Genomic DNA, 17,599 nt, shown 5'->3' with positions numbered 1-17,599 from the left:
TACATTTAAAATAGAAATCAACCGCATGAAACGATTGCTGATCAGTGTACTAATCCTATCATTTCCCATCATCAAAGGTCAAGCGCAGGTATCAACAGATACAGCCTGTATCATTCAACTCAACGATGTGTATGAGATCGGTCCGCTCGAAGGCGGCCGTAAAGGCGGCATGCCCCGCGTAGCATCTGTGATCGCCGATGCCAGGAAAAAATACCCCACCCTCGCTGTATTAGCTGGCGATTTTTTAAGTCCCTCTGTGATGGGCACCGCCAAGCTAAACGGCGAACGTGTGAACGGCGCTCAAATGGTAGACCTGATGAATACCGTGGGTATTGACATGGTTACATTCGGTAACCATGAATTCGATATTCCCTATGCGGCTTTGCAAAAAAGGATCAACGAATCACAATTCCTTTGGATCAGTTCCAATGTGCAGTACAAAGACAGCCTGAATAAGCTATCTCCTTTTTATAAAAACCTACGTGGTTTGCAAGTGCCTTTTGTGCAACACATCGTATGGTCGCCACTCAGCAACCTTCGCATCGGGTTCTTCGCACTTACCATTGATGCCAACCAGCAGCATTTTGTTCAGTATGAATCGTCCGATGCAGCCGTATCGCGCGAGATCGCGGCCTTAACGGATGAGCAGGTGAATTGCATACTCGGACTTACCCATTTATCTTATAAGGCCGATAGTACCCTGCTCAGGCAACTGCCTGCCATAAGGGGTATCCTGGGCGGACATGAACACCAGCACATGTACGTACCCGTAGAAGACCGCTTTGTAGCCAAAGCGGATGCCAACGCCAAAACAATTTACAAACACCTGATTTATAAAGACGGCAATGGCAACCTGCAGATACAAAGCACGCTGATAGCGCTCGACAGCAGCATCACAGCCGATACCGCTGCAATAGCGCAGGTAAAAAAATGGGAAGACAGGATATACAACTCGTATATCAAAAATGGCATCAATCCCACACACCAGTTGGCTGTTGTTACCACACCGCTGAATGGACTGGAATCGGCCATCCGTTATCACCAAACCAACCTGGGTACCCTCATTACGGAAAGTATGTTATTGTCTCAACCGCATGCAGATGCCGCTATTTTAAACAGTGGTTCCATCCGCATCGATGATATGGTGCAGGGCCCCATCAATGAAATGGATATTGTACGGATATTACCTTTTGGCGGCGTGGTATGCGATGTACAAATGAAAGGAAGCCTGTTATTGAAGATATTGCAAAGCAACAATGATCGCCTGGACCTGGGCGGCTTCCTGCAAATGAGTAAAAACCTGTTTTACCAGGATAACAACTGGCAGATCAACAAAAAAACCATTCACCCGGAAAAAACCTATACCATCCGCACACTAGAATTTTTAACCACTGGCGCAGAAAAAGGACTTGAATATTTCAAGGAAGGTAATCCTGATATCATCAACATTACCAAATACAACACGGCGGATAACCTTTTATCAGATATCCGCCGCGTAGTCATTGATGCATTACAACATCTAAACATTTCTGATTTATGATTTGACCATTTCTGATTTAATGTATAAATATCAAAATCTGCAAATCAAATCAGAAATGGTCAAATCATAAATCAGCCATTTAATATAGCATCCGTACTTTGATGGTCTCTTTTACACCGCGCAGCAATTCAAGCGCCTGCCTGGATAATTTCTTATCGATGTCCAATACCACATAGCCAATTTCATCATTGGTCTTGAGGTATTGTCCCACTATGTTGATGTTATTCTTAGACAGTGCAGTATTGATAGCGCTCAACACACCCGGCACGTTGTTATGGATATGCAGGATCCGATGCGATCCTTCCACCGGGGGCAATCCGATGGCGGGCACTGTATGCGATCCGTTGGTGATGCCCCTTTCGAGGTATTGGAATAATTTCAGGCTCACATCTTCACCAATATTCTCCTGCGCTTCTTCAGTAGAACCACCGATATGCGGTGTGAGGATCACATTGGGCAATCCCTGCATGGGCGATTCAAAACGATCACCATTCTTTTCGGGTTCCCAGGGATACACATCAATGGCAGCGCCTTTGATATCTCCTTCCTGGATGGCTACGCTGAGCGCTTTCAGGTCTACCACTTCTCCCCTTGCATAGTTGATGAGTATGGAACCTTTTTTGAAATTCTTGATGACGTTTTTATTGATCAGGTTGCGTGTCAGTGTTGTATCGGGAACATGCAATGAAATGATATCTGAATTAGCCACCAGTTCTTTCAGGCTCTTGGCAGCCTCTGCATTACCTAATGGCAGCTTTGTTTCGGTATCGTAAAAACGCACTTTCATACCCAGCGCTTCCGCCAGCACACTCAGTTGCGAACCGATATTACCATAACCTACAATACCCAGCGTTTTACCGCGTAATTCATAACTGCCTTTTGCATCTTTCATCCAGATGCCTTCGTGTGCCGCCTTGTTCTTATCGGGTATACGGCGGATAAGCAGGATGCTGGCACCGATAACCAGTTCCGCCACGCTCCTGGTATTGCTATAGGGTGCATTGAATACCACCACGCCGGCCTTCGTAGCCGCTTTGAGGTCAACCTGGTTCACGCCAATGCAAAAACAGCCGATGGCCTGTAATTTCTTGGCCGCTTCCAATACTTTGGATGTAATGCGTGTTTTGGAGCGGATGCCAATCAGGTGAACGTCTTTGATCTCTCTGATCAGGTCTTCTTCGCTCAGAGCGCCGGTGAGTTTGCGTACATTCACATAACCATTTTGTTTGAACTGTGCTACCGCTTTGTCGCTAATGTTTTCCAGGAAGAGAATATTAATTTTTTCTTTGGGATAACTGGTGCTTGCTTGCTTGTTCATGTTCGCGAAAATAAATGTTATTTCTGTGACTACCATACGGATAATTTTCCACGGAAGTTGGCCGGAGCCTCGGCGGAGGCTATATTTGCGGCTTTAGTGTAAATTTTAGAATCTAATGTTGCGTACGATGGTCATTGCACTTCTTTCCACGTTGATGATGGCCTGTGGCTCTCCTGCTGCTAAAGAACCTGCAGTTGGAGGAGATACCGGGCATGTTCATACTGTTGTTCCCACCAATCATTTCAAACCGCTCACCAATAAGGAAAAAGAATATTATGCCAATGCCATAGAGCCCCTGTACCGCTCACTCCTGCTGCGCACCGGCTTCAATGGCAGTATCCTGCTGGCCAAGAACGGAGAAGTGGTGTTCGAAGATTACCATGGCCTCATCAATTTCAAAACAGGCGACAGCATCACCCCCAATACGCCCTTCCACCTGGCATCGGTCTCTAAAACCTTTACCGCCACCGTGATACTGCGGTTGATGGAACAGGGCAAGCTGTCACTCGATGATTATGTAGAGAAATACCTTCCGAACTTCCCATACAGCGGCATTACGATTAAAGACCTGCTCTCCCACCGGAGCGGACTGCCCAAGTACGATCATTTCATGACCGATGTGCGCACGGAGCCTTATCGCGTTAAAAACAGGCGCGGCAAATGGGTCACGCGTTACCGCAGTTTTAAAATAGCGCCACAGCTAACCGGTTTCGCTACCAATGAAATCGTATTGCAATACATGATCAATAACCGGCCGCCTATAGAAGCCTTACCCAACAGGCGTTATAGCTACTGCAATACCAATTATGCCATGCTGGCCCTGATCGTGGAAAAGATTACTTCTATCCCCTTCCCTCAATACATGCAAGACAGTGTATTTACGCCATTGGGGATGAAGAATACCTATGTATTTAATATCAAAGACACCGGTAACTATACCCCATCTTATACACCTGGCCGACGCCCTTACCCGCTCGAAAAACTGGATTGTGTTTATGGCGATAAAAATGTGTACAGCACGGTGCGGGATCTTCTCGCGTGGGACCAGTCGCTGTACCAGGGCACGCTGGTAAGCCTCCCTACACTGGAGAAAGCCTACCAGCCTTACAGCAATGAACACAGGGGCATAAAGAATTATGGGCTGGGCTGGCACCTGTTGGTAAACCCATCCGAACCTACCATCGTTTACCATAATGGATGGTGGCACGGGAACAACGCCGTGTTCAAACGCCTGGTGCACGACAGCGCCACCGTGATCATCCTGGGCAATAAATTCAACCCGGCCATCTGGCGGGCGGGCAAAATGAGCTCCGTATTCACAGGCCATGCCGATACTACAGTATTGGAACAATAGCGGTTAACCCCTATTTTTGCTGACTTTTCAATAAACACTACCAAACCAGACTAAAACCTATTATGGACAATGCCTTGTTTTATGCCGTTCCGGCGATGGGAGTTGTGGGCCTTCTCTACACTTTCTTTAAATTCAATTGGGTTTCAAAGCAGGATGCGGGTAATGACCGCATGAAAGAGATCAGCACTTATATTGCCGAAGGGGCCATGGCCTTCCTGAAAGCGGAGTGGAAAATCCTGACTTATTTCGTCATCATTGTAGCCATACTGCTGGGCGTGATGGCCAGCAGCAATCCCCATTCACACTGGTCTATTGCCCTGGCCTTTGTACTGGGCGCCGTTTGTAGCGCCGTGGCCGGTTATATAGGCATGAAAGCCGCTACCAAGGCCAATGTGCGCACAGCCCAGGCTGCCCGCACCAGTTTATCCAAAGCGCTGAATGTATCGTTTACAGGCGGTGCGGTGATGGGGTTGGGCGTTGCCGGTTTGGCTGTATTAGGACTGGGCGCTGTATACCTCATCCTGAAACAAACTTTTGCTCCCGGCGCTGCGGCCAATTCTGAAGATATGTTGCGTACCATTGAAGTGCTTACCGGCTTTTCATTGGGTGCAGAATCCATTGCCCTGTTTGCACGCGTAGGCGGCGGTATCTATACCAAGGCGGCCGATGTGGGCGCCGACCTGGTTGGTAAAGTAGAAGCAGGCATCCCCGAAGACGACCCCCGCAACCCCGCTACCATTGCCGATAATGTAGGCGATAATGTGGGTGATGTGGCTGGTATGGGCGCCGACCTGTTCGGATCTTATGTAGCTACTGTGCTGGCTACCATGGTACTGGGACAGGAAACCATATCAACCGATAATTTTAGCGGATACGCTCCCATCCTGCTGCCTATGCTGATTGCAGGTGTGGGTATTTTGTTCTCTATTATCGGAACATTCTTTGTACGCATCAGCGATACAGCGGGCATCAATACTTCCAGCGTACAGAAAGCCCTGAACATGGGTAACTGGGGATCGATCGTCCTCACTGCCATTGCCTGTGCGGGTCTTGTTTATTATATCCTGCCTGAAAACATGACTTTACGCGGACACGCTTTTACCCGCGACGGGGTACTGGGTGCCATCGTAGTAGGTCTGGCTGTGGGTACTTTAATGAGTATCATTACTGAATATTATACTGCCATGGGCAAACGCCCGGTAACATCTATCATCCGCCAGTCTTCAACCGGTCACGCTACCAATGTGATTGGAGGTCTGGCTGTAGGTATGGAGTCTACCTGCTTACCCATTTTGGTGCTGGCAGGTGGTATTTGGGGCTCTTATGAATGCGCCGGTTTATACGGTGTGGCCATTGCCGCTGCCGGTATGATGGCTACTACCGCCATGCAACTGGCCATCGACGCTTTTGGTCCGATTGCCGATAATGCCGGTGGTATCGCCGAAATGAGCGAGCTGCCCAAAGATGTGCGTGAAAAGACTGATGTGCTCGATGCAGTTGGTAATACTACCGCGGCCACCGGTAAAGGTTTTGCCATTGCTTCAGCTGCATTGACTGCCCTGGCCCTGTTTGCCGCTTTCGTAGGTGTAGCGGGCATCAAGGGTATTGATATTTATAAGGCGAAAGTGCTGGCCTCTCTTTTTGTGGGAGCCATGATACCCTTCATCTTCTCTTCATTAGCCATCCGCGCAGTTGGACAAGCCGCTATGGCCATGGTGGAAGAAGTACGCCGGCAGTTCCGCACCATCAAAGGAATCATGGAAGGAACAGGCAAGCCTGAATACGATAAATGTGTGGCCATTTCTACCGAGGCATCCATCAAAAAAATGATGTTGCCCGGCGCTATCGCCATCATATCTCCTTTGATCATTGGTTTCCTGTTGGGCCCCGAGCCATTGGGCGGTTTCCTGGCAGGCGCTACTGTAAGCGGTGTGTTGATGGGTATGTTCCAGAACAATGCCGGTGGTGCATGGGACAACGCTAAAAAATCTTTCGAGAAAGGCGTAGAGATCAACGGCGAAACACACTATAAAAAATCAGAGCCGCATAAAGCATCTGTTACCGGAGATACTGTGGGTGATCCTTTCAAAGATACCTCCGGGCCTTCTATGAACATCCTCATCAAACTGATGTCGATCGTATCATTGGTAATTGCTCCTACCCTGGCGCAATTGCATAAATCCGATGCAGAGCAGCCTGCTACTACTGCTGTTAAACAAGTAACTACACCAAAAGCAGTTACACAGCATAACAACACTGTAGCACTCAAATAAAATATTCCCGTTCAACAGAAAAGCCGTAGCATACCAATGTTGCGGCTTTTTTGCGTCAGGCCATTTCAGCAATATCACACAAAAGCTAAAACTGCGGCGAATACTATTTAAAAAGGTATTTTAAGACAAGACCAAGGAGGAGGCCGCAGTTCAAATTATCAGTTGACAGCATTTTAAAATTTTAGCCCCATCCCAATATAATCAGATCTTGATACCGGTATTTAGCCGTTTAACGAAATTTTATACCCTTTTTTACGAATGAGGTCGTATATTGCTTACGAATAAAATCGTACAAATGGCTGTTTCAAAGAATATCAAGCCCACCGAAAGCGAGCTGGAAATATTGAGGGTATTATGGGATAAGGGCGCCGCCACCGTAAGAGAAGTGCATGAAGTACTGGCCGAACACAAAGACTCGGGCTATACCACCACGCTCAAACTCATGCAGATCATGTTCGAAAAAGGCATTGTAAAGCGCGACGACAGCAGTAAGACGCATATCTATCGCGCCAATATATCGCGTGAGAATACACAACAGCAATTTGTGGGGAAAATGATCCATTCCTTGTTTGGCGGTTCTTCTACCCAACTGGTAATGCAGGCCTTGGGCAATCACGCGCCCAGTAAAGAAGAACTCGAAGAAATTCAGAAAATGCTGGACAATCTTAAAAAACAATAGTGCTTATGCAACACCTCTTTCAATCTCCTTTTCTGCAGGCATTGGGTTATGCTATTGCCAACAGTTTATGGCAGGCTGCATTGGTGTGGTTGGTATTTGTGTTGCTGAACAGCGTGCTCAGACTCAATGCTGCCAACCGGTACAAGCTGGCTGTGGCCTCGCAGTTGTTGATACTGGTATGGTTCCTGGTTACTTTGCAGTTTTATACAACCCTCTGTAACAATATGGCCGCACAGGTGCCGTCGAATACAGACCGCTGGCAACAGGTAATGCTGAACAAAGACAGTAGTATACCTTCCCTTTTTATTGCTGCATTGATCAAAGCCGAGCAATGGCTCCCCTATTTATCGGTTGCCTACCTGGTGCTCATGTGTTTCTTATGCATTCGTTGGGTCATCGGTTATCGCAAAACGCAACTGATCCGCAACACAGGTCTCAGTAAAATGCCCGCACAGTGGCGCATCTTCACGTCCGACCTCGCATTACAATTGGGCATCAAAAGAAAAGTTCAGGTATTCCTGTCGGAAACTATTCATACCCCGCTTACCATTGGTTTTCTCAAACCGCTGATATTGATTCCGGTTGCGAGTATCAACCACCTCAGCGCAGAACAACTCGAAGCAGTGATCCTGCACGAAATGGCGCATATCAAACGTTACGATTACCTGCTCAATATCATTTTATCGATTGTGGAGATCAGTCTTTTCTTCAACCCTTTCACCCAATTATTGAGCAAACAGATACGCAAAGAAAGAGAGAACAGCTGCGACGATTGGGTGCTTCAGTTCCAGTACAATGCCGCTTCTTATGCAGAGGCATTATTACAAATAGCACGTTTGCAAACGGTACCCGCCGCTTTTGCGATGGCTGCCGCTAATCCCAAACACGATTTGTTGGGCCGCATCAAACGCATGATCGACCCGCAGGAAAACCGCTTCAATTATCGCAGGCAATTGCTGGCTTTTGGTATGGTAACCCTCCTGCTCGCATCCATTGCCTGGTTCAATCCGAATAAAGGCTTTACACAATCTTCAACCGGCAGCAAGGCGTTTGTTAAAGCACCGCAAGCCCCCTTGCAACCCATTGCGGCTGAGCCGGTGGCCATACAGGTAAACAACCCGCTTTTCAACCCGGTATTCTTTCTTTCCGAGCCATTGAAAAAGAAAATAAGGAAAGACATGGAAGCGGCTGCCCTGGAAATACAATCTTCTTCAAAAGAAGTGGTAGCCGTTGCACCGGTGGTTTCAGCTGCATTGGAAACCGCTGCACAGCAACTCAATCAGCAGCTTCAACTGAGTAATATACAACAGGGAGCCGCATCCAGGGAAATGGCCAAAGCTGCTTCATGGACAAAGCAGATCAACAATGTTGTGGATACCGCTGCGATCTTCGCATCCATCCGTAATATTCCAAAGAAAGAAGAACTTGACCGTACTTTCCGGAAAATGAAGGAAGACATCGAGAAAGCGCGCAAAGATTTATGCATTCAACTGTCTCAGCAGGAGGAAAAATTCAGTCAGTCACCTGAAGCAGCCAAAATGCAACATGAAATGGCACTGGCCCTCAAAGAACTGGAGAAACTGAACCTCGATAAACTGGTGTCTGTTACTTTACAGCAAATAAAGATCCCCGAAATCATATTTGCATCCGATAAGAACAGGAAAGAAAAGCAAGTGATCCTTAAGGATAAGGCCGCCGATAATAAAAGCTCAACAGCCATCATCATGGAAGATCTCTGAAGATCACCATAAATGCCGCGGACACCAATCGCCGTAGTGGTTACCCAATAAAAATCCGATCATTATTTCGTGGGTTCCCTTGCTCACCGTATTCAGTTGCGAAGTTTGCAGGTCGTAAGAATAACCGATATTGATGCTGTGGTTGAGGTTGATGCCCGTCATGGCCGCATAACCATCTTTATAACGGAAAGAGCCGCCCAGCCAGATCAGGTCCTGGTACTGCAATTTGAAATTGATATCAAACCCAAGTGGCAAAGGCGTTACATAACGAACCAATGCCGAAGGCAGGAAACTGATATCGTCTGAAAACTGCATGCGATAACCGGCACTGAAAAACAAATGCGGCAATAACTTCCCCTGGTCCAGGTAAACACGATTATCGGAAAAAGCGATCTGCTGCGGAACGATCTGTTGTACCGCGATGCCCAGGAAATAATCTCTCGAATACAACCACAGTCCTGCACTGATATCTGGTTTGATGCGGTTGATCTGGCCGCTGCCGGCTACTGCCGGATCAACCGTAGTAGTACCGAAATTCAGTTTGCTCGCGTCCAGACTCATATTGGTAAAGCCTACAGAAACACCGCCGGCAATATTCGTGTGCGGAGAAAGACCTATATGGTAAGCGTAAGTGCCATAAGCGGCAAAGCGGTTCAGCGGTCCCGTTTTATCATTGAGCAAGGTAAATCCTATTCCATGATGCGGCTCGGCAGCGACGTAATCGCGCCAGTAAGCAGGGCCGCGCGGATTCTCTCCACTGGCATGAAAGCTGGTGGCAGTCTCCCTGTCGTAATCGCTTTTCGTAAGCGGCCCCTGTATGGTGAGATAAGTAGTCACCGGCGCATCCTGCAATCCCACCCATTGCATGCGGTGACTCGCTTTTACATCCCAATAATTTTCAATACCCGCGACGGCAGGATTGATGATGTAATTGTTCATGATGTACTGCGTATAATAAGGCCTTTGCTGGGCCCTGGCAGCAGCCATGCAACAAACCATACTCATCAATACAAATAGCTTTTTCCCGTTCATGCGCGTTATTTAATGATGGTTACCGATCCGGTAACAATTTTTCTTCCGTTTTTAGGATTGATGATATAATAATAAGTAGTCACCGGCAAAGGCTGTCCATTGTAAGTACCATCCCATTCCTTATCATATCCCTGCGATCTGAAAACGAGTTGCCCGTAACGGTCATACACTTCTACCGTAGCGCCGGGATAGCTTTCCAGGTAACGGATCTTCCAGGTATCATTGATGCCATCGCCATTGGGCGAAAACGCATTGGGCACATCGATGCTCAACAACACTTTAATGAAACTGGTATCTGATACCGAACAGCCTCCCTTGCCGGTTAACACCAACTTGTACGTAATGTCCGACTTGGGTGTTGACTTCGGCGTCGAATCTGTATTGGACGTAAGATAAGTAGCCGGTGTCCATAAATATTGCAGGTTGGTTCCGTATACATATACCGGCCTGAGCGTAGCCGTGCCTCCTTCCAATACATTGATCTTCGAAGGCAGTTTTAATTTCGGATAAGGATCTACGACTACCTGCTGGATAACCGTGTCGCTCACACATCCTTGCTGGTTGAAGAAATAATAACTGATGTTGAATGTTCCCGAATCGGTAAAACGTTTCAGCGGGTTTTGTAATGCAGAAACATCCCCACCCGAAAGCGTCCAGTTCCAGGATACGGCATTACTTGTGATGCCATTACCCTTATCAGTGAAACGGATCGTATCACCCATACAGGCTTCTGAAGGGCTGGCAATAAATGCGGCTTTCGGTTGCGGGTAGATCGTAGTCAGCATCTGCGTCAATGAATCGATGCATCCGTCTTTGGATGTTAGTTTCAGTTGCACAGGGTAAGGTCCCACTGCGCTGTAATGATGTGATGGGTTCTTTACCACCGCTGCCGTATTGTTGAAGGGATCTCCGAAATTCCACAAATAACTGAACAATGCCTGCGAGCCATCGGTAATGGTAGATTGATCGGTGAATTGTCCGTTGCCATCCGGCAAACATATTTTCGGCAATGCAAACGCAGGTTTGGGCAATGGGTTTACTTTCACCGATTGTGTGTTGGTGGTACTCACACAACCGCTGTCTGTTGACACCTGTAACGATACGGTATAAGTCTGCGCAACAGTATAGGTTACGCCAAAAATAGTATTGTCAGACCTGTTCGCTGTGCTGCCGTTACCAAAATCCCATTTCCATTGGCGTATATTGGAATAATTGGCCAATGAACTGTCAACAAAAGAAACCGCGTTCTTCTCGCACTGCAAACTGCCTACATTCCATTTAGCTAAAGGCGAAGGCCATACGGTTATGTTCTGTGTGGCCAAGTCGCGACAACCTTTGTCAGACACTGCCAGGTATTGTATGGGATAAGTACCCACGCCTGCCTTTTTGGGATCGAACAGTCCGCTCGCAATATTGGTAATGCCATTACCGCTGAAAGCAGGACTCCCCGCTGCATTCGATACGCTGTTGTTGTATGAAGCCTGTGTGATGAGCCTTGGAGATGCATCATAACAAATACCAGGCAATGTAGTGAGACTTACTTTCGGGCTTGCATTCAGTGTAATCGTTTGCGAAGCCTGGCTCCTGCAGGTAGAAGAAGTAGCGCCTGAATAAGCTTTGAGTACAATGGTAAAACTCTTCGAAGCAGGCGACTGGAAATTAGGATACAGATGCGTGTATTTTTTATATCGAACCGGTGTTGAATCCACTGTTTTCTGTGAAAGATCATTCTGATCCCAATAGATCTCTATAAAGCTCAGGTTACCGAAATCAACAAAAGAATTATTGGTGATCTCCACCTGCCGGTTGCTGCACAATGCATTGCTGTTGCTCACTGAAAAATCTGCGGTGGGGTTACTACCATTCACTGTGAATTTTTGAGTAATAGCAGCAGTACATCCATTGGAAGTAACCGTGAGATTCACTTTATAATAACCATAATTATTGTATCGTACCGATGGATTTTGTGCCGTACTGGTAGCTATGTTTGGTCCGGGTATTACCGGAGGTGTTCCTGCATTGAATTGCCATTTATAAGTAAAGCCGGCAGCAGTACCATCTGCTACTTTTGACGTATCGGTGAATTGTGCCAGTGCATCGTTCAAACATATTTCAGGCATCACAAAACCGGGTACAGGATACGCGTGAATGGTGACAGGTGTTGCAGGTATGAACAGATCGCTTTTACAGCCAGTGCTGGTAGTTACTTGCAGGGTAACATTTTTCTTTCCGAATGCCTGGTAATTGGTCGTTTGTTGTGCTCCTGTGCTTGCCGTCAAAGGCCCTGCCGCATTGTCGAGGTCCCAGGTCCATTGTGTAATGGTTCCTGTTTGTACTGTAGAGGCATCAGTATATGTAATGTTATCATTCACACAGGTAACGGCTGGATAGGTAAAACCGGCAACGGGTTTGGAAGAAAGGTTCACGGTATTGACCGTTTCCGTTGAACTGCATCCGATGCCGGAGACAGCTTTCAGTTTGATGGTATAACTGGCCGGCGTACTGTATTTTTTGGGAGTCAGTAAAGCAGTTGAATTATCCGCAGTAGTACCATCTCCAAAACTCCATAGCCAGCGGGTAACAGCGCCATTCGCGGTGGTGCTTTGGTCGGTAATATAAACCGAGTCTGTTACGCAGCCGCTTTGAGTGGTGGTAAATTGGGCCACCAGCAACGGATTCACACTAACGGGAATGGCAAACAACTGGCTGGTGCTGCCGCATCCATCGGGTGAGTTGGATGTGGTGTATACTTTAATCGTATCACGCAAAGCAACTGTATTGGCCTTACTGAATGTATAATTCTGTTTGGTACTATAGTAGTAAAGTGTTTGTCCGCTCGCAGCCACCGCACTGTCGTAAGCAGGTGCATTGGCAGGACCAATGGGCACATTCGGACTGATATTGGGCGCCGCAGAGAAATCCCACAAAATACTGCCTGGTTGAAAATTGAAAGGCACTGAAAACTGGAAGGCGGTATTGACACAAGTGACGGCTGAATCCACCACGCCATAAGGATTGCGGAACGAAGCCACTTGTGTAAAATCGCGGATATTGGTTCCTGCATTATACCCATAACTTTCCGCCGATCCAAAACCATAAGCAATGGCATTGAAGCCTGTATCAGCATACAAAGCATGCGGCCCTGAACCTACAGACATGATGGCGTAGGCATAGTTTGGATCCTGCGGATGCGGCTGGAAACTCGATGCCATGGAAGTTCCATCAAGTGTAAAACTGTTGACGCCTTCTTTTTTGATGATGACGTTGATATAACTCTGCAAGATCTTGTAGAGGGTGGCCGAATACAAAGTGATCTTGTTGATGGTTTGTTCTACCGGGCTGAGGTAGATCATTTCAGGATCACCATAAGGAAAGGTATTGGGATTACCCTCCTGTCCTTGTGTGGTACAATATTGCGCTACCAGTACGGGTTTATCTGATTCGATGAGATTGGGCGCTGCCGGATTATAACCAGGCAGGTTGCTGTTCTTGAATTGATAATAAAAACCGTTGATCAGGGTGGATGAGGGTAAGGGCACACCATTCAGTTTAACAACAGTAGTTGGATCGGTTACACAAACCCGGAAGAAATTATTGGGTTGTGAGCCGGTTGGGGCAGTCAGGTAACGCTTACCCCAGGCCACCGCGGGAAATGCTTGCGCAAAGAGGTTGTCGGCCGTACCCGTTCCCGATCCTCCAATACTGATCTTACCAGAACCGGAAAATACCGCGATCTTTTTACATCCGCCGCTCCCATTACTGCTGATGGACCGTATCCTCGAACCGGTAAGGTCGGTACCCTGGTTGCCGCTGGTTGTTCCCATGACATTGTAGATCTGTCCCTGTTTCAAGGTAACGGTAAATGGCAGACCGGCAGGCTTCCCATTTTTATTGGCGGCCGTAGGCGTTATTTCAACCGTTGTATTGTCTTCCGTTGCCACAACGAAGAAGAAAGAATTGGCATAAGACTGATTGGACGATTGTGTATAATTCACCGAATAGTAATCCTTGCCCAGGGTATTGGTGGGAAACAATATAGATGCCCCCGAAACGCTCGCATTATAAATGTGTGCATAGGCCACTATGGGTGCATCGCTGGTGATATGAATGCCTGTATTATAAAGCCCGGCATCCGCTATCCGGCAATCCTGGCTGCCTGTTTTGGGAAGCGTATAAGAAACCGTTATCTGGTTTTTGGGTACAAAATAGGTTTGCTTATAGCCTACTGCAGGAACCTCAACTGTTACATTGGCGTCTTTGTCAGAAGTAAAATATAGTACCATATCCTGTGTGCCGCCGGTGATTACAGGTACCCCATTGGAACCAGCCATGCTTACATGATAGCCGTATCCCAACCAAAAATCCTTGCCTTTATTGGAATAGTCCTGCGTATAGGCTTTTAAAGCCAGGCAAACGAATAAAAGCAGCAGTCGGTGTTTGGTCATCGGCGGCTCAATGGTTCAGTTCATTAACAAAACTAAGCAGGGCAGATACAGTTCTTACACAGTAGGATATGTGGGACGGGTACTAAAATTAAGAGGAAAATCTATTCGGCTACTTTAAATCTTTGCTCCGGGGGAAAAATCGCTGTTTTGGAGCAGCAAGCGGGCTTGGGGTCCGGTACAACACAACAGGTCCAGGACCGACAAGTTGGGCTGGAACCCGATGCGGTCTTCAAACACCTGGGTGTACACAATGGGGTGAGGGCATCTCTCGGGCGACTGGAAATTTTTAGGCATGAAATACCCCCTCAGGTCAATGGCTCGCGGATCGATGGGATGGTCTGTTTCGCGGTCGAGGACTTCCCATGACTTTTCCAGTCCCGTTTGTTTGCGCACCCATTCCAGTATTTCCAGGTTCATGTCTGCCAAAAAAACCGGCTGTTTTTTGTAAAAAGCTTCCAGCCAATCGCGGTAAAATTCAAAGAAAGGGGAACGTCCATAACAGGATTCGATCGTTCGCCAATGCTGTAGTTGCCAGTCGGTAGCGTAACTGATCTTCACATCCTTCATCGGCTGGCGCTGCGACCTTCCTTTCTGCAGGGGTACCGATAAATGCACCAAACCATTGCTGCCTGCAACCACGCACCTGTTGCGAAAACTCATTTTTTGGTAGGTTTCGCATAGATCAATTTTTATATCTTTATTGAGAAACAAAATATTTATCCAATTAATTGTTGGAAAATATTGATTTTCAATGACTATTAGCCCATTATTTCCTATATTTACATTCATAGTGTTATAACCTATAATAGATACCTTTTACGACTAAAATAGCTGCGCTATTAACTCTAATTAAATAACTACAATTAATTGATTTTAAATTATTTGAATAGATTATTTGTTTACTAAAAAATTGAGTTTCAGAAAAAACATGTTATTTACCCCATTTTTCTAACTTCTTTAGTACTGAAATAGCAAAAGTTTGGGGTAATTATATACCACTTGACATAAGCCATTTCCAAGGGTCTTAGCAATAAGGCATCTTTATCTCCTACTCTGCTTCCTCGGCAAAATGTCAGCCCGTTTCCACTTCCCTAAAATCTTTGGCTGGCAATTTATTCTATTCTCTCGTTTGGTTGCTCTTTAGCCCCAGCCAGCGGCTAAAAATTTCGATATTCTGCCTTATTAATTGCCATAGAATTTCCCGTACTTAGTATCAAATCTATTGGCATGAAAAAATCAATTATCACATCTTATGGAGCAGAATATGGAAGGGCTGTTCCCTTATACTTCATTACAGGCAATGCTGTAATTCTTATTACATCTTTTGAATGCTCAGAAAGAGTGGACAGAATACTTCTTAAAGGCTCGGGTGCAGACGGAGTTTTATTTGAAATGAGCCTTCGGTACCCTTTTAAGAACCTTGGTATAAAAATCAATACAAAGGATGTGAAATTCAGTGTAATACCGATGAAACCACCTTATGTAGATCCCGTACAACATAAACCTTTCAAGCTACAAATGCATTTTAAAAAAGCTGAACATATTGTTCTTCACTAAAGAAAATATTAGGTTAGTTATTACTATATTGCAATAATTGTATACCTTACGTAGTTTTCATTATATGAAACAGCCAACAGCCAACAGCCAACAGCCAACAGCCAACAGCCAACAGCCAACAGCCAACAGCCAACAGCCAACAGCCAACAGCCAACAGCCAACAGTGGCTTAGGTAAGAGTACCCCAAATCACCTTTACTATGGCGATAATTTGGAGGTTTTACGCAAGTATATTAAAGACGAAAGCATTGATCTCTGTTACATAGACCCGCCGTTCAATTCCAAAAGAAATTATAATCAGATTTACAACAATATCGGCAAAGAAGATAAAGCCCAAGCACAAGCTTTCGTTGATACTTGGGAATGGGATATTCATGCTGACCAGGGATATAAGGAGATATTGGATAATTACAATAATGTTTTTACAAAACAGAGTATTGCATTAATACAAGGTATTGAAGGGGTTTTGGGGCGAGGCAGTTTGCTTGCTTATCTTGTAAGTATGACATTGCGTATTGCTGAAATTTATCGTGTTCTTAAACCAACTGGAAGTTTTTATTTACACTGTGACCCAACCGCCAGCCATTATCTAAAATTGGTTTTAGATGGAATATTCTGTACAAGAGGTGGGGATTTTAGAAATGAAATTATTTGGTGTTATACTGGCCCCGGATCACCCGGCATGAGACAGTTTATGAGAAAACACGATGTTATTTTTTGGTATAATAAAAGTAACACCTGGATATTCAATAGAGATGAGGTAAGGGTTGAACATAGTAAGAAAACTAAAGAAAATTATAAAAAGGGATTAATTGGGTCTGGATTTGTTGAAGCCGACCATAAAATACATGAAAGAGGCAAAGTCCCCGAGGATTGGTGGCAAATGGCAATAGCCCCTCGTGGAAAGGAGTATTTAGGTTACCCAACTCAAAAACCAGAAGCTCTTTTAGAAAGGATTATTAAGGCAAGCAGTAATGAAGGTGATGTAATTTTAGACGCTTATTGTGGCTGTGGTACTTCTGTTGCGGTTGCCGAACGATTAAATAGAGGATGGATAGGTATTGACATCACTTATCAAAGCATCTCGTTAATACTTAAAAGATTGGAGGAACATTTTGGAAAATCTGCATTAGATAATATTAAATTAAACGGTGCCCCAAAAGATTTTGCAAGTGCAGAAGCATTAGCACATAAAAAGGATGATAGAACTAGGAAAGAATTTGAAAAATGGGCAATACTTACGTATTCAAAAAACAAGGCGATTATTAATGAAAAGAAGGGTGGTGATGGTGGAATTGATGGTATTGCATATACAGTAATCGGATACGAAAACAATAAATATGCTACTGAACAAATCTTGTTTAGTGTAAAATCAAATCACACACTCACCCCATCTGTCATACGTGATTTAAACGGGACAATAGAAAGGGAAAAATCCGCAATGGGTATTTTAATAACATTATATCCGATGCCGAATTTAACAAAAGAAGCGAAAAAGTACGGCACTTATAAAAACGAATTGTTTGATCACATTTATCCAAAAATTGAAGTGGTCTGCATTCAAGACATCTTGGATGGTAAGACGTTAAATATTTCCACAACTGCAGATGTTTTAAAAGAAGCTGAACTTAAAAAAAACAACATGCAACCGAAATTATTTTAA

The 17,599-nt window shown here is 45.5% G+C and carries 11 protein-coding genes; 7 read left to right on the top strand and 4 right to left on the bottom strand.

The window, feature by feature from the left end:
* Nucleotides 1–25 precede the first annotated feature (25 nt).
* Nucleotides 26–1,540 (top strand): bifunctional metallophosphatase/5'-nucleotidase, encoded by a 1,515-nt coding sequence (locus tag BLU98_RS12430; protein WP_092724531.1) that lies wholly within the window; start codon nucleotides 26–28, stop codon nucleotides 1,538–1,540.
* Nucleotides 1,541–1,619: 79 nt separating this feature from the next.
* On the opposite strand, the gene serA is transcribed toward BLU98_RS12430, so the two are convergent.
* Nucleotides 1,620–2,858, bottom strand: coding sequence for a phosphoglycerate dehydrogenase (gene serA, locus BLU98_RS12425; RefSeq protein WP_092724589.1), 1,239 nt, complete (start codon nucleotides 2,856–2,858; stop codon nucleotides 1,620–1,622).
* Between the two features lie 115 nt (nucleotides 2,859–2,973).
* Here serA and BLU98_RS12420 point away from each other — a divergent pair, with 115 nt between their 5' ends.
* The 4 genes from BLU98_RS12420 (at nucleotide 2,974) to BLU98_RS12405 (ending at nucleotide 8,903) form a co-directional block, all read left to right on the top strand.
* Nucleotides 2,974–4,212: a serine hydrolase domain-containing protein gene (locus BLU98_RS12420; RefSeq protein WP_092724529.1), complete on the top strand. Its 1,239-nt coding sequence runs from the start codon at nucleotides 2,974–2,976 to the stop codon at nucleotides 4,210–4,212.
* 62 nt (nucleotides 4,213–4,274) lie between these two features.
* Nucleotides 4,275–6,485: a sodium-translocating pyrophosphatase gene (locus tag BLU98_RS12415; protein ID WP_092724527.1), complete on the top strand. Its 2,211-nt coding sequence runs from the start codon at nucleotides 4,275–4,277 to the stop codon at nucleotides 6,483–6,485.
* A gap of 295 nt (nucleotides 6,486–6,780) precedes the next feature.
* Nucleotides 6,781–7,164, top strand: a complete 384-nt coding sequence (locus BLU98_RS12410) for a BlaI/MecI/CopY family transcriptional regulator (RefSeq protein ID WP_092724525.1) — start codon at nucleotides 6,781–6,783, stop codon at nucleotides 7,162–7,164.
* Between the two features lie 5 nt (nucleotides 7,165–7,169).
* The gene (locus BLU98_RS12405) at nucleotides 7,170–8,903 is read left to right on the top strand and encodes a M56 family metallopeptidase (RefSeq protein WP_092724523.1); all 1,734 of its coding nucleotides are present in this window, start codon (nucleotides 7,170–7,172) and stop codon (nucleotides 8,901–8,903) included.
* 3 nt (nucleotides 8,904–8,906) lie between these two features.
* On the opposite strand, the gene BLU98_RS12400 is transcribed toward BLU98_RS12405, so the two are convergent.
* The 3 genes from BLU98_RS12400 to BLU98_RS12390 all read right to left on the bottom strand — a co-directional run bounded on the left by BLU98_RS12400 (nucleotide 8,907) and on the right by BLU98_RS12390 (nucleotide 15,169).
* A complete protein-coding gene (locus BLU98_RS12400) occupies nucleotides 8,907–9,935 on the bottom strand; it encodes a PorP/SprF family type IX secretion system membrane protein (RefSeq protein ID WP_092724521.1) in 1,029 nt (342 codons plus the stop codon).
* A 5-nt stretch (nucleotides 9,936–9,940) separates the two neighbouring features.
* On the bottom strand, nucleotides 9,941–14,380 hold the full coding sequence (locus BLU98_RS12395) for a PKD domain-containing protein (RefSeq protein ID WP_092724519.1): 4,440 nt from the start codon (nucleotides 14,378–14,380) through the stop codon (nucleotides 9,941–9,943).
* Nucleotides 14,381–14,494: 114 nt separating this feature from the next.
* Nucleotides 14,495–15,169 (bottom strand): WbqC family protein, encoded by a 675-nt coding sequence (locus BLU98_RS12390; RefSeq protein WP_092724517.1) that lies wholly within the window; start codon nucleotides 15,167–15,169, stop codon nucleotides 14,495–14,497.
* A gap of 438 nt (nucleotides 15,170–15,607) precedes the next feature.
* Between BLU98_RS12390 and BLU98_RS12385 the strand changes: the two genes are divergently transcribed.
* Together BLU98_RS12385 and BLU98_RS12380 are read left to right on the top strand one after the other, a co-directional pair.
* Entirely contained in the window at nucleotides 15,608–15,937 is a 330-nt protein-coding gene (locus BLU98_RS12385; protein WP_092724515.1) for a hypothetical protein, read from the top strand.
* Between the two features lie 210 nt (nucleotides 15,938–16,147).
* A complete protein-coding gene (locus tag BLU98_RS12380) occupies nucleotides 16,148–17,599 on the top strand; it encodes a DNA-methyltransferase (protein ID WP_092724513.1) in 1,452 nt (483 codons plus the stop codon).

Origin of the sequence: Hydrobacter penzbergensis (genome assembly GCF_900106985.1) — a bacterium.
In the GTDB taxonomy this organism is placed as follows: Bacteria; Bacteroidota; Bacteroidia; order Chitinophagales; family Chitinophagaceae; genus Sediminibacterium; species Sediminibacterium magnilacihabitans.
The sequence above is the reverse complement of the archived record's forward strand: the minus strand, read 5'-3'. Positions and strand labels throughout refer to the sequence as shown.